The organism is Pseudoduganella sp. S-14, from assembly GCF_049913285.1.
Lineage (GTDB): Bacteria > Pseudomonadota > Gammaproteobacteria > Burkholderiales > Burkholderiaceae_D > Rugamonas.
Genome location: NZ_CP183991.1, coordinates 150,294 through 175,084 on the forward strand (window position 1 = coordinate 150,294; position 24,791 = coordinate 175,084).

Consider the following 24,791-nt stretch of genomic DNA (forward strand, 5'->3'; position numbering starts at 1 on the left):
GTTTACTTACGGCCCGGGCGGCCGCCAGCCTTGGCCGGGGCGGCCTTCGGCTTGACTTTGATCGTGTCAAGGATGGATGGACGGGCCTTGGTTTCCACCGTGGCACGGGCCGTCATGGAACCGGTCAGCGCATTCGGCTTGCCGCTGCGGCCCGCATGGGCCGGTGGAGGCAGGCCGGCGCCGCGCTTGTGCTGGCCTGGAGCCAGGGTCGGCATGGCGCGCTTGCCTTGCGCGGGCTTGAAGTGCTCTTCGCCGACGCGGTACGGCGGAATCAGGTGGCGTTCGCCATCGCCGATCAGGTCGCCACGGCCCATGCGGCGCAGGGTCTCGCGCAGGATCGGCCAGTTCTTCGGATCGTAGTAGCGCAGGAAAGCCTTGTGCGCCTGGCGCTGCTTCAGCGTGCGCGGGGTTTCCACGTTTTCCGAATTCTCGGTGACCTTGTGCAGCGGGTTCTTGCGCGAGTGGTACATGGCCGATGCCATTGCCATCGGGGTCGGCATGAAGGTCTGCACCTGGTCGAGGCGGAAGTTGTTCTTCTTCAGCCACAGGGCCAGGTTCAGCATGTCCTCGTCCGTCGTGCCCGGGTGGGCGGCGATGAAGTAAGGGATCAGGTATTGCTTCTTGCCCGCTTCCAGCGAGTACTTCTCGAACATCGCCTTGAATTCGTCGTAGGCGCCGATGCCCGGCTTCATCATCTTGCTCAGCACATTGGTTTCGGTGTGCTCGGGCGCGATCTTCAGCAGGCCGCCGACGTGGTGGGTCACCAGCTCTTTCACGTATTCAGGCGAACGCACGGCCAGGTCGTAGCGCAGGCCGGACTGGATCAGGATCTTCTTCACGCCCTTGATCTCGCGCGCCTTGCGGTACAGCTGGATCAGCTTGCTGTGGTCGGTGCCCAGGTTGACGCAGATCGACGGGTAGACGCAGGACAGGCGGCGGCAGGTTTCTTCGATCGACTTGTCCTTGCACGACAGGCGGTACATGTTCGCGGTCGGGCCGCCCAGGTCGGAAATGATGCCGGTAAAGCCCTTGGTCTTGTCGCGGATATGTTCGATCTCGCGCAGGATGGACGGCTCGGAGCGGCTCTGGATGATGCGGCCTTCGTGCTCGGTGATCGAGCAGAAGGTGCAGCCGCCGAAGCAGCCGCGCATGATGTTGACCGAGAAACGGATCATCTCCCATGCCGGGATATTGGCGTTGCCGTAGCTCGGGTGCGGGGCGCGCGAGTACTCCATGTCGTACACGCCGTCCATTTCGTCCATGGCCAGCGGCAGCGGCGGAGGGTTCATCCACACGTCGCGGTCGCCGTGCTGCTGCACCAGCGCGCGCGCATTACCCGGATTGGATTCGAGGTGGAACACGCGCGAGGCGTGGGCGTACATGACCGGGTCTTCCTTCACCACCTCGTAGGATGGCAGGCGCACCACAGTCTTGTTGTGCTTTTCCTTAGCGGCGGCCAGGCGCTCTTCGCGGGTCATGATGATGACCGGCTTGACGACAGGCTCCGGCGCGGCGTTCTCGGTGGCGCATTCCTTCTTGTCTTCCTTCGCCATGGCGTAAGGATCGGGATGCGGGTCGACGCGGCCCGGCACGTCGACGCGGTTCGAGTTGTGCACCGCCCATTCGTCGGACGGCAGCCAGCCGTGCGGCACCAGGAAGGCGGTGCCGCGCAGATCCTTGATCTCCTTGATCTTTTCGCCCATGTCCAGGCGGCGGGTCAGGTCGACCAGGGCGCGTTCGGCGTTACCGAAGATCAGCAGGTCGGCCTTGGACTCGGTCAGCACCGACTTGCGCACCTTGTCCGACCAGTAGTCGTAGTGAGCGATGCGCCGCAGCGAGGCTTCGATGGAACCGATGACGATAGGAGTGCCGGGGAAGGCTTCGCGGGACTTCTGGGCGTACACGGTCACGGCGCGATCGGGACGCTTGTTCGGCTCGGCGTTCGGGGTGTAGGCGTCGTCGGAGCGGATCTTGCGGTCGGCCGTGTAGCGGTTGACCATGGAATCCATATTGCCGGCGGTGATGCCGAAGTACAGGCGCGGCTTGCCCAGCGCGCGGAACGATTCCACGTTATGCCAGTCCGGCTGGGCGATGATGCCCACGCGGTAGCCTTGCGATTCCAGCAGGCGGCCGACCAGGGCCATGCCGAAGCTCGGGTGGTCGATATAGGCGTCGCCGGTTACCAGGATGACGTCGCACTGGTCCCAGCCCAGGGCGTCCATTTCGGCGCGGGACATGGGAAGGAAAGGCGCAGCAGAAGCACGCGCAGACCGCTTGGCGACGGCCGCGAAAAGATTGGTTGGGGGATTCATCCCGGCATTGTACCGGAAATCACCGGCCAGCGCCCGCTTCGCGGCGCAAAAAACCTTTAAGTTTCAGTAACTTGTGACGTTCCAGCAAGGCGATTCAGGTAATACACATTGAACATCGTGACATTTTTGCTATAACGGGTATACAACGTCTTCCATGGAGCGACATCATGCGACGCAGACTGTACTACATGCTTCCCAATGTAAAAGCCGCCCGCGCAGAACTGGACGAACTGCTGCTGGCACGCATCGAAGAACGGCATATCCACTTCATGGCAAAAGAGGGCACCCTGCCCGACGACATGCCAGATTGCAATTTCCTGCTGCGAACGGACCTGATCCACGGCGCCAAGCTGGGGATCGGCATCGGCGGGATCGTGGGGCTGTGTGCCGGCATCTTCCTGGTCGTTTTCCCACCCGAAGGGCTGACCCTGCGCACCATGACCATCTTGCTGGTCACGCTGGGCGGTGCACTGTTCGGCGGCTGGGCGAGCGGCATGAATGCAGCGGCCGTCCCCAACAAGAAGCTGGAGCAGTATTCAGAGCGTATTGAACAAGGTCAGGTTTTGATGATGGTAGACGTGCCAGTGCGGCGCATGAAGGAGATCGAGGAAATGATCGCCAAACGTCATCCTGACTTCAACTTTGGCGGTGAAGAGCCGCCCATGCTGGCCTTCCCATAAGGCTAGCCTCCCGGGGGCCGGCCAGACAGCCGGTAAAACCCCGGGTTCCATACCAAAGGCGGGCTGCGGCCCGCCTTTATTTTTAGTCAGTGGCGCGTCAGGGCCGAACACGCAACACGCTGTGCGTGTCGCATATCCGGACCTGACCCCATTGATTTTATATTCCCATATTTCCCAGGATGCGCGTCAGTTCGCGCAAAGTAGGCTCCAATGCCGGGTGTTTAGCGGCAAATTTGGCGGTAATTTCCTGGGTACGTTCGGCCAGGCCGTAGGTGGCGGTGCCGCCTTCGGGCTCCGGCGGCTGGTCGAGGATCAGCTTGATGTCGCCATCGAGCTGGCGCAACAGGCTTTGCAATTCCTCATCGACCGGGCCGTGGTGGGCCAGCGAGGCGTGCAATTGGCGCAGAGTCTCCTTCAGCTTGGTGTCCATGATCCCTTTCCCCGGTGAAGTGGCTATCCCTCTTTATACACCCATCCGCCGTGACCAGCTATGGATGTGCTCAATTTCGGGCGCAGCGAGCCCGCACATGGCCGGCGTGATTGAAATGCTCCATGGCACTGGCTTAAAGCTGTCTACCATGGACGGAGTCCGCGGTGTCAGGGCCCAACACGCAACACGCTGCGCGTGTCGCATGTCAGGCCTGACCCCGGAAAGTTAGTTCCTTAGTTGGCCTTCAAGCCGCGACGTTCCAGCAGCGGATCGATCTTGGCATCGCGGCCGCGGAACTCGCGGTACATCTGCATCGCATCCATCGTGCCGCCCTTGGACAGCAGGGCCTTGCGGAAGTGATCGCCGTTCTTGCGCTGCATGCCGCCGTTCTCGGTGAACCATTCAACCGTATCGGCGTCCAGCTTCTCCGACCACAGGTAGCCATAGTAGCCCGCCGAGTAGCCGCCCGCGAACACGTGCGAGAAGTAGGTGGTGCGGTAGCGCGGCGGCACCGGTGCGAAGTCAACACCCGCGTCCTTCAGTACCGACGATTCGAAGCCCAGCACGTCGGTCGGGATCTTGTCTGCCGGCAGCTGGTGCCAGCGCTGGTCCAGGATCGAAGCCGCCAGGTATTCGGTGGTGCGGAAGCCCTCGTTGAACTTGGCGGACGCCTGCACCTTGTCCAGCAGTTCCTTCGGCATTGGCGCGCCGGTCTGGTAATGCTTGGCGTAGTTATTCAGGATTTCCGGCCAGGTCATCCACATTTCGTTGACCTGCGATGGGAATTCCACGAAGTCGCGCGGCACGCGGGTGCCGGCGAAGCGCGGGTACTTTACATCCGAGAACATGCCGTGCAGCGCGTGGCCGAACTCGTGGAACAGGGTGCGCGCTTCGTCATAGGTCAGCAAGGTCGGCTCGCCGGCCGCTGGCTTGGGAATGTTCAGGTGGTTGGCCACTACCGGCTTCGTGCCCAACAGCTTGGACTGCGATACGTAGGCATTCATCCAGGCGCCGCCGCGCTTGTTGCTGCGCGCGTAGAAGTCGCCCAGGAAGATCGCCAGTTGCTTGCCGTCGGCATCGAACACGTCGAACACGCGCACGTCAGGCTGGTACACCGGCAGGTCCTTGCGCTCCTTGAAGGTGATGCCGTACACCTTGGTCGCTGCGTAAAACACGCCGTTCTGCAGCACGTTATCCAGTTCGAAGTATGGCTTGAGCTGGTTCTGGTCGAACGCGTAGCGCGCCTGGCGCACCTTGTCGGTGTAGAAGGCCCAGTCCTGCGCCGCGTTGGCAAAGCCGCCTTTTTCCGCATCGATCACGGCCTGGATGTCGGCCGATTCCTTGCGGGCGTTGTTCACGGCCGGCTTGGACAGTTCGCCCAGCAGCTTGTTGACGGCGTCGGTGTCGTGCGCGGTCTGGTCTTCCAGCTGGTAGGCAGCGTGCGAGGAATAGCCCAACAGCGCAGCGCGTTCGGCGCGCAGCTTGGCGATCTTCAGCACGACTTCGCGGTTGTCGAACTCACCTCCATGGCTGCCGCGCGCCAGCGAGGTAGCCAAGAGGCGCTCTCGCGTGGAGCGGTTGGTCAGCACTTCCAGCGGCGCCTGGCCGGTGGTATTGGCGATGGCGATCAGGAATTTGCCGTCCATGCCTTTGGCCTTGGCGGCTGCAGCAGCGGCGTCGATGGCCTTGTCGGACATGCCGGCCAGCTCTTCGCGGGTGTCGACCGCCAAGGCGGAAGCGTTGGCTTCCTTCAGCACGTTCTGGCTGAAAGTGGTGGACAGGGCAGCCAGTTGCGAGTTGTAGGCCTTCAGTTTTTCCTTGTCGGCGGCGGTCAGCTTGGCGCCGGCGCGCACGAAATCGGTGTGATAGCGTTCCAGCAGGCGCTTCGATTCAGGATCGAGCTTCAGCTTGTCGCGCTTGTCGTACAGGGTCTTGATGCGGGCATACAGTTTTTCGTTCAGGCGAATTGCGTCACTGTGCGCCGACAGCTTCGGCGCCAGTTCGCGATTCAGCGCTTCGAAGGCGTCATTGGTATTGGCGCCGGACAGGTTGCCGAAAACGGAGCTCACGCGGTCCAGCAGGCGGCCGGAACGTTCCATCGCCACGATCGTGTTGTCAAAAGTCGGCGCGGCCTTGTTGTTGGCAATCTTGGCAATTTCCGCGGCCTGCTGCTTCATGCCTTCTTCGTAGGCAGGACCATAGTCTTCATTCTTGATCTTGTCGAAGGCGGGGTAGTTCAGCGGCAGCCTGGATTCAGCAGCGAAAGGATTCGACGCTGGCAGGGCGGCATTGGCAGGACCGGCAACAGCCAGGCTGGCAGCGATCACCAGCAATTTCGGACGGAACATTCTCTCTCCTGTTTTGTAATGTTTCGAAGCGCACGATAATAGCAACCCGGCAGTGCAAAGTCATGCTGCACTGCGTATCGTAAAGTGTCAGAAATCAGTAGTGCGGTGGCGGTTCGTTGATCGGCGTCTGGTTGGATTGCGAGGTCGTGCGCACACGCTCAGCCAACGCCACCAGCATCGCTTCGAGCTGGTCGATCTGCTTCTGCTGCTCGTAGACGCGCTGGTTCAGCGACTCAACCAGGTCTTCCTGGTGCGCCAGTTTGATTTCAATGTCGATGAATCGGTCTTCGGTGCTCACGGCCTGCTCCTGCCTAAGAAAAAACAGGTATTTTACTGGAGCGACATCAGCCCATCCATCGCATCGCCATCACGATGGCCGCGCCTTGCAAGGTACCGACGGAGACGGCAATGCCGAACATGCAGCGTACTCACGACCATTGCGATTTCTGGATCTCCGCCATCGCCCAACCCATCATCGATCTTGGTTCAGCGCTACTTCAGGTAGACACCGCCGCAGAGAATCAAATCTTCTTCCGGAACACAGTACATGGTTTTGGGTTCGATCTTGCCGCTGACGGGATTGTTGAACTTGTAATCCTGCCAGAACGGCACTTTTTTCTTCGCCATTTCAACGCGCTCCTTCACGAACGCCTTGCCATCGACGTCCTTCAGGTCCATCAAGTTCTTGCCGATCATTTTGGCGTTGGCGCCGTGCGCGCGAACCACGCCGTCGGTCCCGTAAACGGTCAGGTACAGGTCGCGGTCCACAAACTGGCCGTCCTTCCTGTCGATTTCGGCAAAGGTCTTTTCCCGGCCGTTAGCTTTGAGGTAGGCGATGGCCTTTTTGACCATCGCCTCGGCTTCAGGTTTGGTCACCACATCGGCTGCCAACGCGATGGGAGCAGTACCCGCCAGGGCGGCGAGCAGGCAAATGCGTGAAAACATGGGAAGCCTCCTGTCAAAAGGAAGAGTACCCATGCTAGCACCAATCAAGCCGGATTGATGTCGCGCGGAGCCGACAGCAATTCCTTCATGCGCGCCAGGCGTTCGCGCGGCGACAGGACTTCCGATTCCGTCGGCGGGGCGGTGCCGACATCCAGCGCCATCTCCGCGATGAAGCGCGATATGTCGCATTGCACATGTTCGCCGCCGCGCTTGCGCTTCTTGCACCAGGTGAGTTGCAAGGTTCGCTGCGCGCGCGTGATCCCCACGTACATCAGGCGCCGTTCTTCCTCGATACGCTGGGCCAGCAATTCCACTGGCGCATCCGGGTCGCCCTTGTGCGGCAGGATGCCTTCTTCGACGCCGACCAGGAACACGTGCGGGTACTCCAGGCCTTTCGACGCGTGCAGCGTCGACATGCGGATCGCGTCCGGCTCTTCGTCCTTGCCGTCCAGCATGGACATCAGCGCCACCATCTGGGTCAACTCCAGCACGTTCTTCTCTTCGCCATCACGGTCCTTGCCGCCGCGGCCGCGATCCTTCAGCCAATTGACGAAGTCCGTCACATTGTCCCACTTGCCTTGCGCCGCGCGCTCCTCGAAGCTGTCATACAGGTAGTGCTCGTAATGCATGCCTTCCATCAGGTCGTCCAGCACTTGCGCCGCGTTGTCGCCACTGCCCGATGGGCCGGGACGCGTGGCGCGCGATTCCAGTTCCAGGATGAAGTTGCAGAAGTCCTGCAACGGACGCAATTGGCGCTCGTTCAGCACTGCCTCGATGCCGCCCTTGAACACGGCCTCGAACAGCGAGCATTGCCACTTGCCCGAGAAGGAGCCCAGGGCTTCCAGTGTGGACTGGCCGATGCCGCGGCGCGGCGTGGTCGCCGCGCGAATGAAGGCAGGATCGTCGTCCGGATTCGCCATCAGGCGCAGGTAGGCCATGATGTCCTTGATTTCCGCCTTGTCGAAGAAACTCTGGCCGCCGGAAATCGTGTACGGAATACGCTGCGTGCGCAACGCCTGTTCGATCACGCGCGCCTGGTGGTTGCCGCGATACAGGATCGCGTAATCGGCCCACTTGTTCTTGCGTTCGAAGTGGTCGGCCGAAATAATGATCGCCACCTGCTCCGCTTCCTGCTCCTCGTTCGGCATCGAATGCACCTTGATCGGCTCACCGATACCCAGTTCCGACCACAGCGATTTCTCGAACAGCTTGGGATTGTTCTGGATCACCGCATTGGCCGCCTGCAGGATGCGCGTGGTGGAGCGGTAGTTCTGTTCCAGCTTGATCAGGCGCAGGTCGGGGAAATCGACCTGCAGCAGCGCCAGGTTTTCCATGGTCGCGCCGCGCCAGCCGTAGATCGCCTGGTCGTCATCGCCCACTGCGGTGAACATGGGCTTCTTGCCCAGGCCTGTAACCATCAGTTTCACCAGCTCGTACTGGCAGGTATTGGTGTCCTGGTATTCGTCGATCATCAGGTAGCGCAGGCGGCGCTGCCATTTGTCGCGCACCGTGTCGTGGTTGCGGAACAGCTCCACCGGCAGGCGGATCAGGTCATCGAAGTCCACTGCCTGGTAGGCAGCCAGCGTGGCGATGTAGCTGCCGTAGATGCGCGCCGACTGCGCCTCATCCTCGGTCTGCGCCTGCTTCAGTGCTTCCTCGGGCGTCACCAGGCCGTTCTTCCACAGCGAGATGTCGTTCTGGATGCCGCGGATCAGGTTCTTGTCGGTCGTGATGGCCAAGTCCTGGACCAGCGAGTAGCAATCGTCGCTGTCCATGATTGAAAAACGGTCTTTCAGCCCCAGATGGTTGCATTCCTGGCGCAGGATGCGCACACCGAGGGAGTGAAAGGTACAGACGGTCAGCAGCTTGGCCTGGCGCGGCTGCTTGAGCATCTTGCCGACGCGCTCCTGCATTTCCAGCGCCGCCTTGTTGGTAAAGGTAAGCGCTGCGATCGTGCGCGGGTCATAGCCGCGATCCTCGATCATATGGGTAATTTTTTGCGTAATGACGCGCGTCTTGCCCGAGCCGGCCCCCGCCAGTACGAGGGCAGGGCCGTCGAGATAGAGCACGGCTTCGCTCTGTGGGCCGTTAAGGCCGAACTGGGGTGCATTGGACATCCCGGCATTGTACAGAATATAGTGGTATCAATCCCCGAAATAAGCAGGCAGAAGTGTTATGAAATTTGAACATTTGATAGAAGTGAACGACCTCCTCAACCCGCTGATGGACACCATCACCCACCAGCAGCTGTGGCGCGGCCTGGTGCTGCGCGCGGAGTCGCCCAAGCTGTTCGTTCCGCACCTGGACGAAGCGGAAATCTCGGATCGCACCGCGGCAGGATTCAGCCGCCGCCTGCGCTATGGCGATGTGGTCATCGAAGACAACGTGGTACTGCACGAGCCTTATGTGGTGCGCTATGACGTGCCGGCGCAGAAGGACATCAGCGCCTCCAGCCTGACGATGACGATCGAGATGCCGCAACCGGAGCGGCTGTACGTGCGCTTCCAGTACGACGACGGCCACGACGCGGCGACCGACGCCGCCAACGCCATGTACGACGATTTCCGCCGCTCCGCCTACCAGGAGTCGGACCTGGACACCATCCGCGTGCTGCGCGAACTGGCCAGCCAGGGCCGCCTGGACTCAAGCCTGAATTGACCTAGCAGCCGGGCGTGCAATCGTCCGGCATCGGCTTGGGCGGGGGCGGCGGTTTTTGCAGCTCCAACGCCAGGTCGCGCAAGGCGGTACGCAGGCCTTCTTCCACTACCGGGTGGTAGAAAGGCATGTCCAGCATCTGCGATACCGTCAGCCTGGCCTGATGGGCCCAGGCCAGCAGGTGGCCAATGTGCTCCGCACGCGGCCCCACCATCTCGGCGCCGAGGAAACGCCCGCTCCCGTACTCCGCATACACCCGCAGCATGCCTTTATTCTGGCGCATGACGCGGCTGCGTCCCTGGTCGTCGAAACTGACGGCGCCAATGGCGAAGTGCTCGCGGCCGTTCGACAACTCCTTGTAGCCTTGACCCACGGTGGCAATCTGCGGTTCGCTGAACGTGATCGCAAGCGGCGTGCGGCGCAGGCCCGGCTTCACCTCGGGATAGCTGGCAGCATTGGCGCCGGCGATCTTGCCCTGGTCGGCCGCCTCGGGCAGCAAGGGGATTTCGGCGCTGGCATCGCCTGCGATGAAGATGCAGCTGTCGCCGCACTGCATGGTGCTGCGGTCGAATTTAGGTACGCCGTTCTTGTCCAGCGCCAGCCCGGTGTGGTCGAGGCCGAGACCGGAAACGTTTGGTGTGCGGCCGGTGGTCACCAGCACGTAGTCGAAATGCTCGCTGCGTTCTTTGCCTTCGGTATTGCGCGTGCGCAGTTCCAGCCCGTCGCCGGCGCGCGCGATGCCTGCCACTTCGGTGCGGAAACGAAGGTCCATTTCTTCGCCCAGCGCTTGCGAGGCGGCTGCCAGCACCTGCGGGTCCTTCAATTGCGCCACGCTGCTGCCGCGCGCGATGATCGCCACGCGCACGCCGAGCCGGTGCAGGGCCTGGCCCAGCTCCAGGCCAATCACGCCGGCGCCGATCACCGCCACGGAACGCGGCAAGTCGGTCCATTCGAATACCGCATCGCTGTTGATCACGCGCGGTCCGGCTGCGGCCCATTCCGACGGAATGTCGGGCCGCGAGCCGGTGGCGATGACGACCGCCTGGGCGGCGACCTCCAGGTTGGCGCCGATCTGCAGGCGATTTGGCGCAGTGAATCGTGCACGCCCATGCAGCTTGTCACCGGCCGGCATGGCCGCCACATTCTCCAGCACGAAGCCGACAAAGCGGTCACGCTCACTGCGTACGCGCTGCATGACGGCCTTGCCGTCGACTTTCAGGCCGCCGGGCTGGACGCCGAAGCCCGGCGCCTCGCGCACCGCATGCGCCGCCTCGGCCGCAGCGATCAGCAGCTTGCTCGGCATGCAGCCGACACGGGCGCAGGTGGTGCCATGCGGGCCGTCCTCGATCAATACCGCATGCTTGCCGGCGTTACGCGCCGCCCGGTAGGCGCTCAGCCCAGCCGTACCGGCGCCGATCACCGCCACATCGCACTGGATGGTTTCCATCTTGCCTCCGTCATTGGTAATGCATTAGTATGACTTATCTTTTCGCGCTTCGATTAAGCACATCTTATGGAAAATCTGGACTACCGCGCGCTGGCGGTACTGGATGCCGTTGCCAGCCATGGCAGCTTTGACAAGGCGGCCAATGCGCTCGGCATCAGCCAGCCGGCCGTATCCCAGCGTATCAAAGCGCTCGAGGATGCGGTAGGCAGGCTGTTGATCGTGCGCGGCTCGCCCGCCGAAGCGACTGGCCTGGGCCAACGCCTCATCTCGCATTACCGCAACGTCAAGCTGATGGAAGCGGCACTCGACATCGACCTTGGCCACGAGACCAGCATGCCTGAAATTGCGATGGCCGTCGATGCCGCGAGCCTGGCGACCTGGCTGCCCCTGGCCCTGCGCCCGCTGCTGTCGCCGCCGCGCTGCCAGCTTGACGTGGAATGCGCCGAGCGCGAGGTGGCGCTGCATCTGATGCGCGAGGGGGCAGTGTTCGGCTGCGTGGCTGCGCGGGCCGAGGTACCGTCTCCTGCTGCTGCCGGTTCTTCTTCGACACTGCTGGGCGCCATGCGGTATGTGTGCGTGGCTGCGCCTTCTTTTGCGGCGCATTGGTTCGGCGACGGAATCAGCGTTGAGGCTCTGGCGCTGGCGCCGGCCGTGGTGCATGACCGCGACCTGATGGCGCGCTTCCTGGCGCGCGAGGCCGGGTATGGGCGGCCGTTCCCGCATCACACCTTGCCGCTGTCGACGGCCTTGAACGATACCGTGTTCGGCGGCCTGGCTTATGGCCTGCTGCCTTACCTGCAAGCGGCGCAGGGCTTGTCGCAGGGCGCGCTGGTGGACCTGCTCCCAGGACGCTGCATCGATGTCGAACTGGACTGGCATGCGTGGGAGCTGGACACGCCGTTCACACGGGCACTCACTGAGCAGATTATTGGCACTGCACGGCGCTATCTCGTGCAGCCTTAAATGTCGACCGGGTCGACCTCGAGCGACCATTTGACGCGAGCCTTCTGTTCGCGCAGCGCCTGCATCCACTCTTTCAGGAAGGCCTGCAGCGCAGGGCGCGACGGCGACTCCACCAGCAACTGCGCGCGCTCCATATTGTGCACGCGCGCCATACTCATCGGAATCGGGTCGTTAATCGTGATTCCCCCATGCTGCACCAGGTCGCGCGCACCCCGCAGGAATTCCAGCGCCAGCTCAAGCTCACGCGCCTCCGCCCGCAAGATGGCCTGGTACAGGTATGGCGGCAAACCGGCCACTTCACGCTCGCCAAGCAGCGAGTTGGCGAAGTAGTCGTAGTCATGCGCCACCAGCGCCGAGAATAGCGGGTGCTCCGGATAGCTGGTCTGCACCAGCACCTCGCTCTCGCTGCCGCCCTGGCGTCCCGCTCGCCCCGCCACCTGCATCAGTTGCGCAAACAACCGCTCGCTGGCGCGATAGTCCTGCGAAAACAGCGAGCTGTCGGGATTCATGATTCCTACCAGCGTCAGGTTCTTGAAGTCATGCCCCTTGGCGACCATTTGCGTGCCGACGAGGATATCCACCTCCTGCCGGTGCACGCTGTCGAAAGCTTCCTGCGCACTGCCCTTGCGGCGCGTACTGTCGGCATCGATGCGCAGCACCCGCGCCTGCGGGAACAGCTGCTGCAGGCTCTCCTCGATGCGCTGCGTGCCGCGTCCCATCGGCTGCAAGTCGATATTGCCGCAGGTCGGGCAATGGCGCGGGATGCGCATCTCCAGGCTGCAGTGATGGCAGCGCAGGCGGTAATCCGATTTGTGCAGCACCATCGACGCCGTGCAGCGTTTGCATTCGCTGACCCAGCCGCACGACTCGCAGGTAATCACCGGCGAATATCCGCGCCGGTTCAGGAACAGCAAGGACTGTTCGCCGCGCTCCATGCGCAGCGTGATCGCTTCGACCAGCTGCTCGGTCAACCCTTCCTGCCCGCGCCGGCGCGAGGTGTCGATCAGTCTCACGGAAGGCAGCACCGCCTGCTGCACCGCGCGCTCGCGCAATTCCAGCTTGCGGTAGCGGCCCTTCAGGGCATGGTGCCAGCTCTCCAGCGACGGCGTCGCAGAACCCATCACGACGGGAATCTGCAACTGGTGCGCGCGCCATACGGCAAGGTCGCGCGCCGAATAGCGCAGGCCTTCCTGCTGCTTGTACGAAGGATCGTGCTCCTCGTCGATCACGATCATCTTCAGGTTCGGCATCGAAGCGAGGATGGACAGGCGCGTGCCCAGCACGATGCGTGCCTTGCCTTCGTGCGCCGCCAGCCAGTGCAGCATGCGCTCGCCCTCCGACAGGCGGCTGTGCAGGGTGGACAGCATCACGCCCGGGAAACGGTTGCGGATATTGGTTTCCAGTTGCGGCGTCAGGTTGATCTCGGGAACCAGCACCAGCACCTGCCCCTGCGGCTCGCGCGCCAGCACTTGTGCACAGGCTTGCAGGTAGACCTCGGTCTTGCCGCTGCCTGTCACGCCATACAGCAGGAAGGGCGCAAAACCTTGCGCGCCGACGATGGCAGCAGCCGCCGCCTGCTGGGCTGCATTCAGCGCTGGCACGTTGGCCGGCGCCGGATCGTGCGCTTCTTCCAGCTTGGCCAGTTTCTTGATGGCGCGATCCAGCGCGACAGTGCTGCTCACGCGCAGGTTCTTGGGCAGGCCGGGCAAGGCCACTTCGCCGAGCGGGCGCTGGTAATACTCAGCGGCAAAGCCGGCCAGCGCCAGCCATTGCGGGGACAGGGGCGCCAACTGCGTGCGCACGGCCAGCGCAGCTTTCAGCTTTTCCTCGGGGACATCCGTTTCTTCAAGGATATCCACAATGAGGCCGACGACCTCGCGCGGGCCGAATGGCACCATTGCCAATTGTCCTACACGCGGCCGCTCTGATATTTCGCAATCCCAGCGGTAATCAAAGACCGCGTTCAGCGGCGTATCCAGGGCAATTCGAAGAATGCAGTGCGCCATCCAGGGGCTATCGATCGAGGGTTTTTAACTATCCACAGAATCTGGGGATAACTTTGTGAACAAAGGGGCTGGAATCCTGAGCAAGCACTAACCTCCAGCTTGCAATCCGGGGAAACCCAGCAAATGACGCCGATTTTTTCCCTTCTATTTCAACTACTTACAACAGGCGCCCTAGGAGAGCCAGAAAGCGCATATTTTTCCGCGCTCTGTGCATAAGTGCACCATTTAAGGAGCAGCTTTTCCCCGAAATCAAGCAGTTTTTACAGCTTTTTTAGTGGAAAACGTGCCTGGTGCGCCACAACATCAAGCCAAGCATTGTACACAGGCAGGCGGCGCAAGGTTTGTGTTTCCGCAAGCGTTTTCCCCACCGAAAGTCTTGGCGAAATATCATGCAATGCAACATGACGCTAAGACAATTCCTACAAATTCCTACTAAGTGCCGGTTTACAAAGTACTTTTGACTTTTTTCCACAGTTTTTGTGGATAACTTTGTGGAGAATGACCCGAAAAGCTCGCTTTCACCTTGGGATAAGGTTTACAAAACCCAAAACATTGACTAAAGCAGTAAAAATTTAACTCTTAAAAATCAATAACTTGCAAATACCCTGAGAGGAGGGCATTCGCTGCTGCCTCTTATTTCCGCAGTAAAAATTTTTGTGCATAAGTCGCTTCTGCAGGAAATAAAAAAGGGCGCCGCAGCGCCCTTTGAACCGGGACTACTTTATCAGCCGCCGCGCAGCTTGCGGTTATGGCTATGGACAGTTTCCACCAGCACCGTCACCGACTCTGGCGGGGTGAACTGGGAAATGCCGTGGCCCAGGTTGAAGACGTGGCCGCTGTCATGCGGTCCATAGGAATCGAGCACGCGGCGCACTTCGGCCGCGATCTGCTCCGGATTGGCGAACAGGATGGCCGGATCGATATTGCCCTGCAGGGCCATCTTATGACCGACCAGCTCACGAACCTTGCCGATGTTGGCGGTCCAGTCCAGCCCCATGGCGTCGGCGCCGATAGCGGCGATCTCCTCGGCCCAGTGGCCGCCACCCTTGGTGAACACGATGGCGGGGATCTTCACGCCATCTTTTTCGCGCTTCAGCAGGCTCACGACCTGCTGCATGTATTGCAGGGAGAACTGCTGGTAGGCGCCATCGGCCAGCGCACCACCCCACGAGTCGAAGATCATCACGGCCTGGGCGCCGGCGTCGATCTGGGCGTTCAGGTATTCGGCGACCGCGCGGGCGTTGAGGTCCAGGATGCGGTGCATCAGGTCCGGGCGCGAGTACATCATCTTTTTGATGGTGTGGAATTCGCGCGAGCCCTGGCCTTCCACCATATAGCAGGCCAGTGTCCATGGGCTGCCCGAGAAGCCGATCAGCGGCACGCGGCCATTCAACTCGGTGCGGATCTGGGTGACTGCCTTGAATACATAGTCCAGCGAGCCCGCTGGCGGCAGTTGCAGCGCCTTGACGTCTTCCTCGGTCTTCAGCGGACGCTCGAACTTCGGACCCTCGCCTTCCACGAAGTACAGGCCCAGGCCCATGGCGTCCGGCACCGTCAGGATGTCGGAGAACAGGATTGCCGCGTCCAGCGGATAACGATCGATCGGCTGCAAGGTGACTTCGGTCGCCAGGTCCGGATTGGTCGCCAGGCCCATGAAGGAGCCCGCCTTCTGGCGCGTAGCGCGGTATTCAGGCAGGTAGCGGCCCGCCTGGCGCATCAGCCACACCGGGGTGTACTCGGTCGGCTGGCGCAGCAGCGCACGCAGGAAGGTGTCGTTCTTCAGCGGGGCAAATTGTGGCATGAAAGACAATCTAAAGCGGATAGAAAGGGGGTATTATCGCATCCCTGCCCTGTTTTTACGCGTTTGGAGCGCCCATGACTTCCACTTCCACCGCGCCTTTTGGCACCTGGCCATCGCCGATCAGCGCCGAAATGGTCGCTGCGGGCGCTACGCCGCTGTCTTCGGTCGTCCTGGACGGGAAGGACATCTATTGGCTGGCTGGCCGCGCGTCCGAGGCGGGGCGCACCACCATGATGCGCCGCCAGGGCGCTGCCGACGCGGCCGAAATCACCCCAATGCCGTTCAACGTGCGCAATCGCGTTCATGAATATGGCGGCGGCGCCTATGCCGTGGCGGGCGGCGTGGTGGTGTTCTCGCACCATGCCGACAACCGGCTGTACCGGCTCGCGCCAGGCGGCGCCGCGGAAGCGTTCACCTCGCCCGGCCGCCAGCGCTTTGCCGATTTCGTGTTTGACCACGCGCACGCGCGCCTGATCGCAGTGCGCGAGCAACATCCTGAGGATGATGGCTCGCATGCACAACCGGTGAATACTATCTGCGCAGTTGGCTTTGATGGCGGCGAGCGCGTACTCGTGATGGGCAATGACTTCTATTCTTCGCCCAGGCTGTCGCCGGATGGCCGTCGCCTGGCGTGGCTGTCTTGGGACCATCCGCGCATGCCGTGGCAGGGCACCGAGCTTTGGGTAGCGGATGTCGAGGCCGATGGTCGTCTCGGCACGCCTTCGCGCGTGGCCGGCGGGTCCCAGGAATCGGTCTGCCAGCCGGAATGGTCGCCTGCCGGCGTGCTGCACTTCGTCTCGGACCGCAGCGGTTGGTGGAACCTGTACTGCCTGCGCGAAGGTGCGGGCGGTGCGGCCAGCGCGGTCGAAGCCCTGTGCCCGATGGCGGCGGAGTTTGCGACGCCGCACTGGACCTTCGGCAATTCGCTGTACGGCTTCGGCGCGAACGGCGACATCGTGTGCAGCTATATCGAGCAAGGCGTCAGCAAGCTGGCATGCCTGCACGCTGGCAGCACGGTGCTGGCCCCGATCGCCACGCCGTACCAGGAGATCCGCGAACTGCGCGTGGGCGACGGCTATGTGGTCGCCCTGGCAGGCAGCCCGACCATCGCCAGCGAGATTGCCTGCATCGACCTGGCGAGCGGCGCGTGCGAAGTGCTGGAGCGCTCGATCGCCGAACTGCCGGCGCTGGGCTACCTGTCCGTCCCCGAAAGCATCAGCTACCCGAGCGCCGGCGCCCGCACCGCTTACGCCTTCTTCTATCCGCCGGCCAACCAGGACGTGCACGCCCCGCAAGGCGAGAAGCCGCCGGTCATCGTCGTCAGCCACGGCGGCCCGACCGGCATGGCAGCCAGCACCCTGAGCCTGAAAACGCAATTCTGGACCAGCCGCGGTTTCGGCGTTCTGGACGTTAACTACGGCGGCAGCACCGGCTTTGGCCGCGCCTTCCGCGATGCGCTGAAGGGGCAGTGGGGCATTGTCGATGTGGAGGACTGCATCGCCGGCGCACGCCACCTGGTGGCGCAGGGCTTGGCGGATGGCGAACGCCTGATCATCCGCGGCAGCAGCGCGGGCGGCCTGACGACCCTGTGTGCGCTGACCTTCCACGATGTATTCAAGCTGGGCGCCAGCTACTACGGCGTATCCGACCTGAAAGGGCTGGATGACGATTCGCACAAATTCGAATCGCACTACAACGAATACCTGATCGCGCCAAAAGCGCAGGCCGAGGCGGTGTACGCCGAGCGCTCCCCGATCAACCATACAGGCCGCCTGTCGCGCCCGATGATCTTCTTCCAGGGGCTGGACGACAAGGTGGTGCCGCCGCAGCAGTCGGAAGCCATGGTCAACGCGCTGCGCCAGCGCGGCATTCCAGTCGAATATGTGGAACTGGAAGGCGAGGGCCACGGCTTCCGCAAAGCCGACACCATCGTGCGCACGCTGCAGGCGGAGCTGGACTTCTACCAACGCATGTTTGGCTTGACCGGATGAGCGACACCCTGCTGGCGGAATTCGAGGCCCTCGAACAGCCTGAAAAAGCCATTCTCGCCTTGCTGGCACTGGTGGGCGACCCGATCGGCCGCACCGCCATCCTGGACCTCATGGTGGCTGCCGGCATCCGCGATACGAGCGACCAGCCCTTCACCACCCTGACACTGGACGATCCGCTGCTCAAGCTGGAACGCCTGGCCTTCACCACTGCGGTGATGGGGCGCGGCTATGTCTGCAACGCCCGCCTGCGCTGGCCGGCCATTCGCGCCGCCATCGGCGCCCACCTGCTGGACGATATCTGCAAGGCTTACGAGACGCTCAATCCCATGCGCCAGAACTGGAATGGCGCCTACGAGCCGCGCAGTTACCGCCACGGCGTGGCGCGCCTGCGCATGGCGATGCTGCGCGGACGCCCGCCGCAGGATGTGCTGTCGCTGCTGTCCGCTTGCATGGTGTGCTACGAGGCGGCGCAACTGCATCCGATTGTCGACATCTTTTCGCGCCCCTTCGAAGCCGGGATGCTGTTGCTGGTGCATCCGGCCCTGCAGGACGATGTGCTGATGCTGCTGGTCCAGCACACCCAGCGCGAACCCGCTCTGGCGCCGCTGGTACGCGGCTATGCGGAACGCCACCTGCAGCGCCGCCGGGCCGCCGGACAGGAGGCCAGCCCCGCGTTGCGGCTGGCGATGGCGGAACACGCCATCCTGTGCGGCAAGCTGGCCGACGCCATGCGCTTCCTGGAAGGGATGGACGGCGCACTGGCGCAGTGCTTCTCGAGCGCTGTGATGCTGCTGCGCGGCGATGTGGCCGGGGCGATCAACGGCTTTGAAGCCGCGCTGAAATCGATCCGCCGTGAATCCGGCAAGCGCAAGCACCTGTTCCATGGCATCGCCGGCCACCTGTACGTGCTGGCCCTGCTACGCAGCGGCGACGCCAAACACCTGAAAGCGGCGGAGAGCTACCTCGACGTCGCCGTGCACGCCCAGCATAACGCCGACAGCGCCGTCTATCAGCAACTGAGCATGCTGCGCCAGATCCGCGCCGGCACCATGCAGGCCGACCTGGTCACCCAGCGTGCCTGGGAAGCGCCGCTGCAGGCGCAGATGTTCCAATGCATGCTGTATTACTGGCTTGCGCTGCCACAACTGAGGCAGCGCCGCGCCGAGTTGCAGGACCTGTCGCAAGCTGCCGAGGCGGCGGGCTTCATGCTGCTGGCAGCAGGCGCAGAGAGCTTGCTTGGCCACCTGGGCGACGAGGCGGCGGCGGGACGCGCAGCAGCCTTGCGCGAGCAGCTTGGCTTTGGCGACATGGCCACCTGGTTCGAACGCCAGGAAGCGTGGCAACGCCAGCTGGCGGCCCTGATCAACCTGCAGCAAGGCGGCACCGAGACCGGCGGCGAAATGCGCCTGGTCTGGGCAATCAGCTACAGCGAGCGCCAGGGCATCGTGGAAATTGAACCACGCGAGCAGAAGCGCGACGTGCGCGGCGCCTGGGGCAAGGCGCGTCCGGTAGCGCTCAAGCGCCTGCGCGACGACGCTGCGCAGATGGAATTCCTGACGCCGCAGGACATGCATGTCGGCAGCGCCATCATGCCATCGCGACAAGCCTATTCGTCCGGCCTGCGCTACGACATCGATATTGACCAGGCGGTATTGGCACTGGTCGGCCACCCGCTGGTGTTCTGGACGGACGCGCCGGACACCCGCGTCGAACTGCTGGCCGGCGCACCCGAATTGCTGATCCGTACTCAGAAAAGCCAGCTGCACCTCGCACTGCACCCTGCCATTGAAAACCTGAACGCCAATGTGATCGTGCTGCGCGAGGCGCCGAATCGCTTGCGCGTGGTCAGCGTGCAGGACGAGCATCGCCGCATCGCCGCCATTGTCGGTGACGGCCTGACCGTTCCTGAGCATGCCAAGGACCAGGTGCTGAAGGCCATCGGCGCCGTGTCGTCGATGGTGACCGTACAATCCGATATCAGCGGCGGTGCGGCCAGTGTCGAGCAGTGCGATGCCGACCCGCGCCTGCACATCCACCTGCTGCCTTACCAGCAAGGCCTGAAGATGCAGATCCAGGTGCGTCCACTGCGCGATGCGGGGCCGTATTACGCGCCGGGCGCCGGCGCCGAAAACGTGATCGCCGACGTCAATGGCCGCTCGATGCAGGCACGCCGCAGCCTGGCCGGCGAGCGCGATGCGGAGCGCCAGCTGGTGCTCAAGTGCGAAGTGCTGGAACAGGCCACCGAGGAGCATGGCGAATGGCTGCTGGGAGAGCCCTCGCTCTGCCTGCAACTGCTGGCCGAGTTGCAGGAGCAAGGCGCCGACAAGGTGGTGCTGGCGTGGCCGGAGGGCGAAGCCTTCCGCCTCACCAAGCCCGTATACGCCAAGCAGCTGCGCCTGAACATCAAGAGCAAGAAGGACTGGTTCGCCGCCAGCGGCCAGTTGGTGGTCGACGAAGACCGCGTGCTGGACCTGCGCTCGCTGCTGGACATGATCAGGGCCAGCAAGAGCCGTTTCATCGCGCTGGGCGACAAGGAGTTCCTCGCTCTTTCGGAAGAACTGCACCGCCGCCTGTCCGAACTGGCCACCTATGGCGAAGACGACGACGCCGGCATGAAAGTGCACCGCCTGGCCGCCTTCGTGCTGGAAGAACTTGCCAACGATGTCGGCATGGTGGAAGCAGATGCGATGTGGCGCGAACACCTGCAGCGCATCGAGGCCAGTGCCAGCTACACGCCGCAACTGCCAAGTACCCTGCAGGCGGAGTTGCGCGACTACCAGCTGGCCGGCTTCGAATGGCTGGCGCGCCTTGCGCATTGGGGCGTCGGCGCCTGCCTGGCCGACGATATGGGCCTGGGCAAGACCTTGCAGTCGCTGGCCCTGGTGCTGCTGCGCGCGCCGCAGGGACCGACGCTGGTGGTGGCCCCGACTTCGGTCTGCCTGAACTGGGCGAGCGAGGCGGCACGCTTTGCGCCGACCCTGAATGTGAAGATGTATGCGACCGGCGACCGCGACGATATCGTCACCAATGCCGGGCCGTTCGACCTGGTGATCACAAGCTACGGCTTGCTGCAGCTGGAGTCGGAACGCTTCACCAAGCCGAAGTGGCACACCATCGTGCTGGACGAGGCGCAGAACATCAAGAATGCCGCCACCAAGCGTTCGCAGGCCGTCATGGCGCTGAAAAGCGACTTCAGGATGGTGGCTACCGGCACCCCGCTGGAAAACCACCTGGGCGAGCTGTGGAACCTGTTCCGCTTCATCAATCCTGGCCTGCTGGGCAGCCATGAGCAGTTCAACCTGCGCTTTGCCGGCCCGATCGAGCGTCAGCAGGACCACCGGGCGGAAGTCGGCGCGCGCAATCGCCTGCGCCGCCTGATCGGTCCTTTCGTGCTGCGCCGGACCAAGGCGCAGGTGTTGACAGAATTGCCGGCCCGCACCGAGATCGTGCTGGAAGTCGACCTGTCGCCGGAGGAAACCGCGCTGTACGAGTCGCTGCGGCGCGAAGCGCTGGAAAACCTCTCCTCCATCGAGGGACCAGCGGACCGGAAGTCGATGCAGATCCTGGCGGAGATCATGAAGCTGCGCCGCGCCTGCTGCAACCCAAACCTGGTGGCGCCTTCGCTGCGCCTTGAGTCAAGCAAGCTGGCAACCTTCGCGCGCCTGCTGGAAGGCTTGCTGGAAAACCGCCACAAGGTGCTGGTGTTCAGCCAGTTCGTCGACCACCTGTCCCTGATCCGCGCCCACCTGGACCGCAATGGCATCCAGTACCAGTACCTCGACGGCAGCACGCCGATGGCCGCCCGCAAGCAGTCGGTAGACGCCTTCCAGGCGGGCGAAGGCGACGTGTTCCTGATCAGCCTCAAGGCCGGTGGCGTCGGCATCAACCTGACGGCTGCCGACTACGTGATCCACATGGACCCGTGGTGGAATCCAGCCGTCGAAGACCAGGCTTCCGACCGCGCCCACCGCATGGGGCAACTGCGACCGGTCACTATCTACCGCCTGGTGGCACGCAATACGATCGAGGAAGGCATCGTCGAACTGCATGGCCACAAGCGCGAACTGGCCGACAGCCTGCTCGACGGCAGCGACACCGCTGCCCGCATGACGGCGGAGGACATGCTTGCGATGTTGCACGAGGGCTTGCGCCGCTTCTGACAGGAGATGCTATGCAACTGACTTCACGACTCGCCCGCTCTGCTTCGGCTGTTGTCCTGACTGCGGTTTGCCTGGCCGTTATCCCGGCGCGCTGCACAGGATTCCGCCGCCGCCGCATGCCCCATCGCTCCCCTGCGCGATGCCAAAGCCTCGAAATGGCGGATCGACGATCACGCCCGGCGCCAGGCGCTGGCACTGCAAGCGATCTCCTGCTTGTCGTCACCCGATCCCGTCGAGCGCGATGAACTGGCCTTTGAAGCCCTGCAAGCCTGGATGCGCGCCGGCGAGCTCGATACCGCCACAATGCAGGAGCTGCGTACCCGCCTGACCTCGCAATTGCAGGCTCCGGACCCGCAAGGTTTCGCCCGCCCCTTTGCTGCCCTGGTGCTGGCCGACGTGGCGCGGGTGGACCGCATCACGCCTTACCTCTCCGACGAACAGCGCGCGCAACTGGTTGGCGCCGCAACGGATTACCTGCGCGGTGTGTCCGACTATCGGGGCTTCGACGAAAAGCAAGGCTGGCGCCACGGCGTCGCCCACGCCGCCGATCTCATGCTGCAGCTCTCGCTCAATCCTGCTTTGACCCGCGCCGAACATGAGCAAATCCTGGCAGCCATCGCCAACCAGGTTGCGCCGCCAGGCGAGCATTTCTATCACTATGGCGAAGGCGAACGCCTGATGGCACCCATCTTCTACCTGTCACGCGCCAAATCGCTGCAATGCAGCGACTGGGACGCCTGGTTTGCGCGCCTGGCCGCAGCACCGGCATCCAGCGGCACGCAGCAGGGCAGGCTGGCCCGCAAGCACAACCTGAACGGCTTGCTGCAGCCGCTGTACATCAACATCAGCGAAAGCAAGGACGAAGCACAGCGCAACTGCCTGAAGCCATTGCTTCTGCGCGCATTGAAGCAGGCCTCCGAATGAACGTGCAACAAGCGATCGCCTTTGTCGAACAGCACGGTGTCGTGCTGGCCTCGGCACAATCGCTCCCGCGCGATGCAGCCGCGCAAGCCGCGCAAGCCGCAAGCATGGCCCCCGACAGGGCGCGAACGGCACTCAGCTTGTGATAATCTCCCACGCTGCACTAGCAAGAGGTTGAATTATGATGAAAACCAAAATCGCCCTCGCCGCGATGATGTTGAGCCTGGCCCTGTCGCCAGCCGACGCTTCGACGAAGGCCAAGAAATCCAATGCACCGGCGAAAACCGCCGTCAGCAAGAAGTCCAGTAGCAGCAAGGGCAAAACGAGCAAATCGTCGTCCAAGGCGGGCAAGGGCAGCAACTCCGGCGGCAAGTCCGCCAGCAAATCCAGGGCGGATAAGGCCAAACCGGCCGTCGCCAGCAAGCCGCTGCCGGCTGAACGCCGCCAGGACAAGGCTTTCGACAGCCAGGCCAACCAGTTCCTGGGCGCGCTGTGGCGCATCGATCCGGAGACCGCGATCTCGGTCGGCAAGTACGACACTGCCGCGCAGCTAAGCGTTCCCGACCAGGCTTTCCGCGACCAGCAACTCGCCTTCATCGACGAATGGCTGGATAAATTCGGCAAGATCGACGCCAGACAGCTCTCGCCGAAACAGCGCAGCGACCTTGGCCTGCTGCAGAACAAACTGAATTCAGACCGCTGGTACCTGACGACTTTCCGCGAGTGGGAATGGAACCCGGCGCTCTACAACATCGCCAGCCCGATCGACTTCGTGCTGAACACCGAATATGCTGCACGCCCGCAGCGCCTGCGCACCCTGCTGCGCCGCATCGCCAGCGTACCGGCGTATTACGAAGCCGCACGCAACAACATCAAGAACCCGACGCGCGAGCACGTGAAGCTGGCCATCGACCAGGCGCCTGGCGTGCTGGCCGTGCTGGCCGACCTGGACAAGCAGGCACAGGATTCGATCCTGAATGTCAACGAAAAGAACCTGTACGCCCAGCGTATCGCAGCAGCCAAGGTAGCCGTGGAGGCTTATGCAGCCTGGCTCGGTGAACTGGACAAGTCGCTGGCCGTCAGCGGCGCGCGCTCGTTCCGCATCGGCAAGGAGATGTATGAAGCGAAGTTCGGCTACGACATCCAGTCCGGCAGCAACGCCGAACAGACTTACCAGAAGGCGCTGGCCGCCCGCGAACAACTGCTGTCGAACATGGACCGCATTTCGGACGACCTGTGGCCGAAATACCTGGCGGACAAGGCCAAGCCGTCCGACCGCTTCGCGAAGATCGGCATGATGATCGACACGCTGTCCTCCAGGCACGTGGCGCGCGAAGAGTTCTTCCCGGAGATCCGCCGTCAGATTCCTGTGCTGCAGGACTGGGTGGTCAAGAACGACCTGCTGACGCTCGATCCGAACAAGCCGCTGGTGGTGCGCGAGACGCCGGCCTACCAGCGCGGCGTGGCCGGCGCCAGCATCGAAGCTCCAGGCCCTTACCGCCCGCAGGACCGCACCTACTACAACGTGACGCCTCTGGATGACGCCACGCCGGAACAGGCCGAGTCCACGCTGCGCGAATACAACCACTGGATCTTGCAGATCCTGAACATGCACGAGGCGATCCCTGGTCACTATGCGCAGCTGGTGTATGCCAACAAATCGCCGTCGATCGTGAAGTCGATCTTCGGCAACGGCGCCATGGTGGAAGGCTGGGCGGTTTACAGCGAACGCATGATGCTGGAATCAGGCTACGGCAACAACGAGCCGGAAATGTGGCTGATGTACTCGAAGTGGAACCTGCGCAGCGTGACCAACACCATTCTCGATTACAGCGTGCACGTGCAGGGCATGACGGAGCCGGAGGCGATCGACCTGCTGACCCGCCAGGCCTTCCAGACTGCCGCCGAAGCGAAAGAGAAATGGCGCCGCGCGCAGCTTACCTCGGTGCAGCTCACCAGCTATTTCTCGGGCTACTCGGAAATCATGGAGTTGCGCGAGCAGCGCCGCGCCGCCCTGGGCAGCAAGTTTTCGCTGAAAGACTTCCATGAGGACTTCCTGAGCTACGGCAGCGCACCTGTGCGCGTAATCAAAGAACTGATGCAATAAACGGCTTAGGCTGCTCCCATGCCCC

At 62.8% G+C, this 24,791-nt stretch carries 18 protein-coding genes; 8 read left to right on the forward strand and 10 right to left on the reverse strand.

Annotated features, from left to right (window positions below):
- Positions 1-2 precede the first annotated feature (2 nt).
- Complete coding sequence (locus ACN9MZ_RS00655) at positions 3-2,237, reverse strand: YgiQ family radical SAM protein (protein WP_426340430.1); 2,235 nt, start codon at positions 2,235-2,237, stop codon at positions 3-5.
- Positions 2,238-2,479: 242 nt separating this feature from the next.
- Here ACN9MZ_RS00655 and ACN9MZ_RS00660 point away from each other — a divergent pair, with 242 nt between their 5' ends.
- Complete coding sequence (locus tag ACN9MZ_RS00660; RefSeq protein ID WP_426166575.1) at positions 2,480-2,992, forward strand: DUF1269 domain-containing protein; 513 nt, start codon at positions 2,480-2,482, stop codon at positions 2,990-2,992.
- A 157-nt stretch (positions 2,993-3,149) separates the two neighbouring features.
- On the opposite strand, the gene ACN9MZ_RS00665 is transcribed toward ACN9MZ_RS00660, so the two are convergent.
- From ACN9MZ_RS00665 to ACN9MZ_RS00685, 5 genes are all read right to left on the reverse strand, one after another.
- Complete coding sequence (locus tag ACN9MZ_RS00665; protein ID WP_426340431.1) at positions 3,150-3,422, reverse strand: DUF4404 family protein; 273 nt, start codon at positions 3,420-3,422, stop codon at positions 3,150-3,152.
- Positions 3,423-3,655: 233 nt separating this feature from the next.
- Positions 3,656-5,770: a M3 family metallopeptidase gene (locus tag ACN9MZ_RS00670; RefSeq protein WP_426340432.1), complete on the reverse strand. Its 2,115-nt coding sequence runs from the start codon at positions 5,768-5,770 to the stop codon at positions 3,656-3,658.
- 94 nt (positions 5,771-5,864) lie between these two features.
- On the reverse strand, positions 5,865-6,068 hold the full coding sequence (locus ACN9MZ_RS00675) for a SlyX family protein (protein WP_426166579.1): 204 nt from the start codon (positions 6,066-6,068) through the stop codon (positions 5,865-5,867).
- 194 nt (positions 6,069-6,262) lie between these two features.
- A complete protein-coding gene (locus ACN9MZ_RS00680; protein WP_426340433.1) occupies positions 6,263-6,715 on the reverse strand; it encodes a cache domain-containing protein in 453 nt (150 codons plus the stop codon).
- Between the two features lie 44 nt (positions 6,716-6,759).
- Positions 6,760-8,832, reverse strand: coding sequence for a UvrD-helicase domain-containing protein (locus ACN9MZ_RS00685; protein WP_426340434.1), 2,073 nt, complete (start codon positions 8,830-8,832; stop codon positions 6,760-6,762).
- A gap of 58 nt (positions 8,833-8,890) precedes the next feature.
- Between ACN9MZ_RS00685 and ACN9MZ_RS00690 the strand changes: the two genes are divergently transcribed.
- On the forward strand, positions 8,891-9,373 hold the full coding sequence (locus tag ACN9MZ_RS00690) for an SRPBCC family protein (protein ID WP_426340435.1): 483 nt from the start codon (positions 8,891-8,893) through the stop codon (positions 9,371-9,373).
- Position 9,374: 1 nt separating this feature from the next.
- Here the strand turns inward: ACN9MZ_RS00690 and ACN9MZ_RS00695 are convergent, their stop codons facing one another.
- The gene (locus ACN9MZ_RS00695) at positions 9,375-10,817 is read right to left on the reverse strand and encodes a dihydrolipoyl dehydrogenase (protein ID WP_426340436.1); all 1,443 of its coding nucleotides are present in this window, start codon (positions 10,815-10,817) and stop codon (positions 9,375-9,377) included.
- A 66-nt stretch (positions 10,818-10,883) separates the two neighbouring features.
- Here ACN9MZ_RS00695 and ACN9MZ_RS00700 point away from each other — a divergent pair, with 66 nt between their 5' ends.
- Positions 10,884-11,780, forward strand: a complete 897-nt coding sequence (locus tag ACN9MZ_RS00700; protein WP_426340437.1) for an ArgP/LysG family DNA-binding transcriptional regulator — start codon at positions 10,884-10,886, stop codon at positions 11,778-11,780.
- On the opposite strand, the gene ACN9MZ_RS00705 is transcribed toward ACN9MZ_RS00700, so the two are convergent.
- Together ACN9MZ_RS00705 and hemE are read right to left on the reverse strand one after the other, a co-directional pair.
- The gene (locus tag ACN9MZ_RS00705; protein ID WP_426340438.1) at positions 11,777-13,786 is read right to left on the reverse strand and encodes a primosomal protein N'; all 2,010 of its coding nucleotides are present in this window, start codon (positions 13,784-13,786) and stop codon (positions 11,777-11,779) included. The two genes, ACN9MZ_RS00700 and ACN9MZ_RS00705, sit on opposite strands and share 4 nt — an antisense overlap.
- 724 nt (positions 13,787-14,510) lie before the next feature.
- Positions 14,511-15,587, reverse strand: a complete 1,077-nt coding sequence (hemE, locus tag ACN9MZ_RS00710; RefSeq protein WP_426340439.1) for a uroporphyrinogen decarboxylase — start codon at positions 15,585-15,587, stop codon at positions 14,511-14,513.
- A gap of 74 nt (positions 15,588-15,661) precedes the next feature.
- Here hemE and ACN9MZ_RS00715 point away from each other — a divergent pair, with 74 nt between their 5' ends.
- Positions 15,662-17,578, forward strand: coding sequence for a prolyl oligopeptidase family serine peptidase (locus tag ACN9MZ_RS00715; protein ID WP_426340440.1), 1,917 nt, complete (start codon positions 15,662-15,664; stop codon positions 17,576-17,578).
- Positions 17,575-21,738 carry an SNF2-related protein gene (locus ACN9MZ_RS00720; protein WP_426340441.1) on the forward strand — a complete coding sequence of 1,388 codons (4,164 nt, stop codon included), beginning with the start codon at positions 17,575-17,577 and terminating at the stop codon, positions 21,736-21,738. Before ACN9MZ_RS00715 ends, ACN9MZ_RS00720 begins: the two co-directional genes overlap by 4 nt.
- Before the next feature lie 78 nt (positions 21,739-21,816).
- Here ACN9MZ_RS00720 and ACN9MZ_RS00725 read toward each other — a convergent pair whose 3' ends face one another.
- Positions 21,817-21,939: a hypothetical protein gene (locus tag ACN9MZ_RS00725; protein WP_426340442.1), complete on the reverse strand. Its 123-nt coding sequence runs from the start codon at positions 21,937-21,939 to the stop codon at positions 21,817-21,819.
- A 12-nt stretch (positions 21,940-21,951) separates the two neighbouring features.
- On the opposite strand from ACN9MZ_RS00725, the gene ACN9MZ_RS00730 reads away from it, so the two are divergent.
- From ACN9MZ_RS00730 to ACN9MZ_RS00740, 3 genes are read left to right on the forward strand one after another with little or no spacing between them, the layout of a single operon-like run.
- Positions 21,952-22,662, forward strand: coding sequence for a DUF2785 domain-containing protein (locus ACN9MZ_RS00730; RefSeq protein ID WP_426340443.1), 711 nt, complete (start codon positions 21,952-21,954; stop codon positions 22,660-22,662).
- Positions 22,659-22,805 carry a hypothetical protein gene (locus tag ACN9MZ_RS00735; RefSeq protein ID WP_426340444.1) on the forward strand — a complete coding sequence of 49 codons (147 nt, stop codon included), beginning with the start codon at positions 22,659-22,661 and terminating at the stop codon, positions 22,803-22,805. Before ACN9MZ_RS00730 ends, ACN9MZ_RS00735 begins: the two co-directional genes overlap by 4 nt.
- Before the next feature lie 35 nt (positions 22,806-22,840).
- Positions 22,841-24,766, forward strand: a complete 1,926-nt coding sequence (locus tag ACN9MZ_RS00740) for a DUF885 domain-containing protein (RefSeq protein ID WP_426340445.1) — start codon at positions 22,841-22,843, stop codon at positions 24,764-24,766.
- The last annotated feature ends 25 nt before the right edge of the window (positions 24,767-24,791 follow it).

Coding starts and splice junctions, on each gene's coding strand:
- ACN9MZ_RS00715 (WP_426340440.1), top strand. CDS start 15,662: ATGACTTCCACTTCCACCGCGCCTTTTGGCACCTGGCCATCGCCGATC.
- ACN9MZ_RS00720 (WP_426340441.1), top strand. CDS start 17,575: ATGAGCGACACCCTGCTGGCGGAATTCGAGGCCCTCGAACAGCCTGAA.
- hemE (WP_426340439.1), bottom strand. CDS start 15,587: ATGCCACAATTTGCCCCGCTGAAGAACGACACCTTCCTGCGTGCGCTG.
- ACN9MZ_RS00735 (WP_426340444.1), top strand. CDS start 22,659: ATGAACGTGCAACAAGCGATCGCCTTTGTCGAACAGCACGGTGTCGTG.
- ACN9MZ_RS00655 (WP_426340430.1), bottom strand. CDS start 2,237: ATGTCCCGCGCCGAAATGGACGCCCTGGGCTGGGACCAGTGCGACGTC.
- ACN9MZ_RS00705 (WP_426340438.1), bottom strand. CDS start 13,786: ATGGCGCACTGCATTCTTCGAATTGCCCTGGATACGCCGCTGAACGCG.
- ACN9MZ_RS00670 (WP_426340432.1), bottom strand. CDS start 5,770: ATGTTCCGTCCGAAATTGCTGGTGATCGCTGCCAGCCTGGCTGTTGCC.
- ACN9MZ_RS00665 (WP_426340431.1), bottom strand. CDS start 3,422: ATGGACACCAAGCTGAAGGAGACTCTGCGCCAATTGCACGCCTCGCTG.
- ACN9MZ_RS00680 (WP_426340433.1), bottom strand. CDS start 6,715: ATGTTTTCACGCATTTGCCTGCTCGCCGCCCTGGCGGGTACTGCTCCC.
- ACN9MZ_RS00685 (WP_426340434.1), bottom strand. CDS start 8,832: ATGTCCAATGCACCCCAGTTCGGCCTTAACGGCCCACAGAGCGAAGCC.
- ACN9MZ_RS00740 (WP_426340445.1), top strand. CDS start 22,841: ATGATGAAAACCAAAATCGCCCTCGCCGCGATGATGTTGAGCCTGGCC.
- ACN9MZ_RS00695 (WP_426340436.1), bottom strand. CDS start 10,817: ATGGAAACCATCCAGTGCGATGTGGCGGTGATCGGCGCCGGTACGGCT.
- ACN9MZ_RS00690 (WP_426340435.1), top strand. CDS start 8,891: ATGAAATTTGAACATTTGATAGAAGTGAACGACCTCCTCAACCCGCTG.
- ACN9MZ_RS00700 (WP_426340437.1), top strand. CDS start 10,884: ATGGAAAATCTGGACTACCGCGCGCTGGCGGTACTGGATGCCGTTGCC.
- ACN9MZ_RS00660 (WP_426166575.1), top strand. CDS start 2,480: ATGCGACGCAGACTGTACTACATGCTTCCCAATGTAAAAGCCGCCCGC.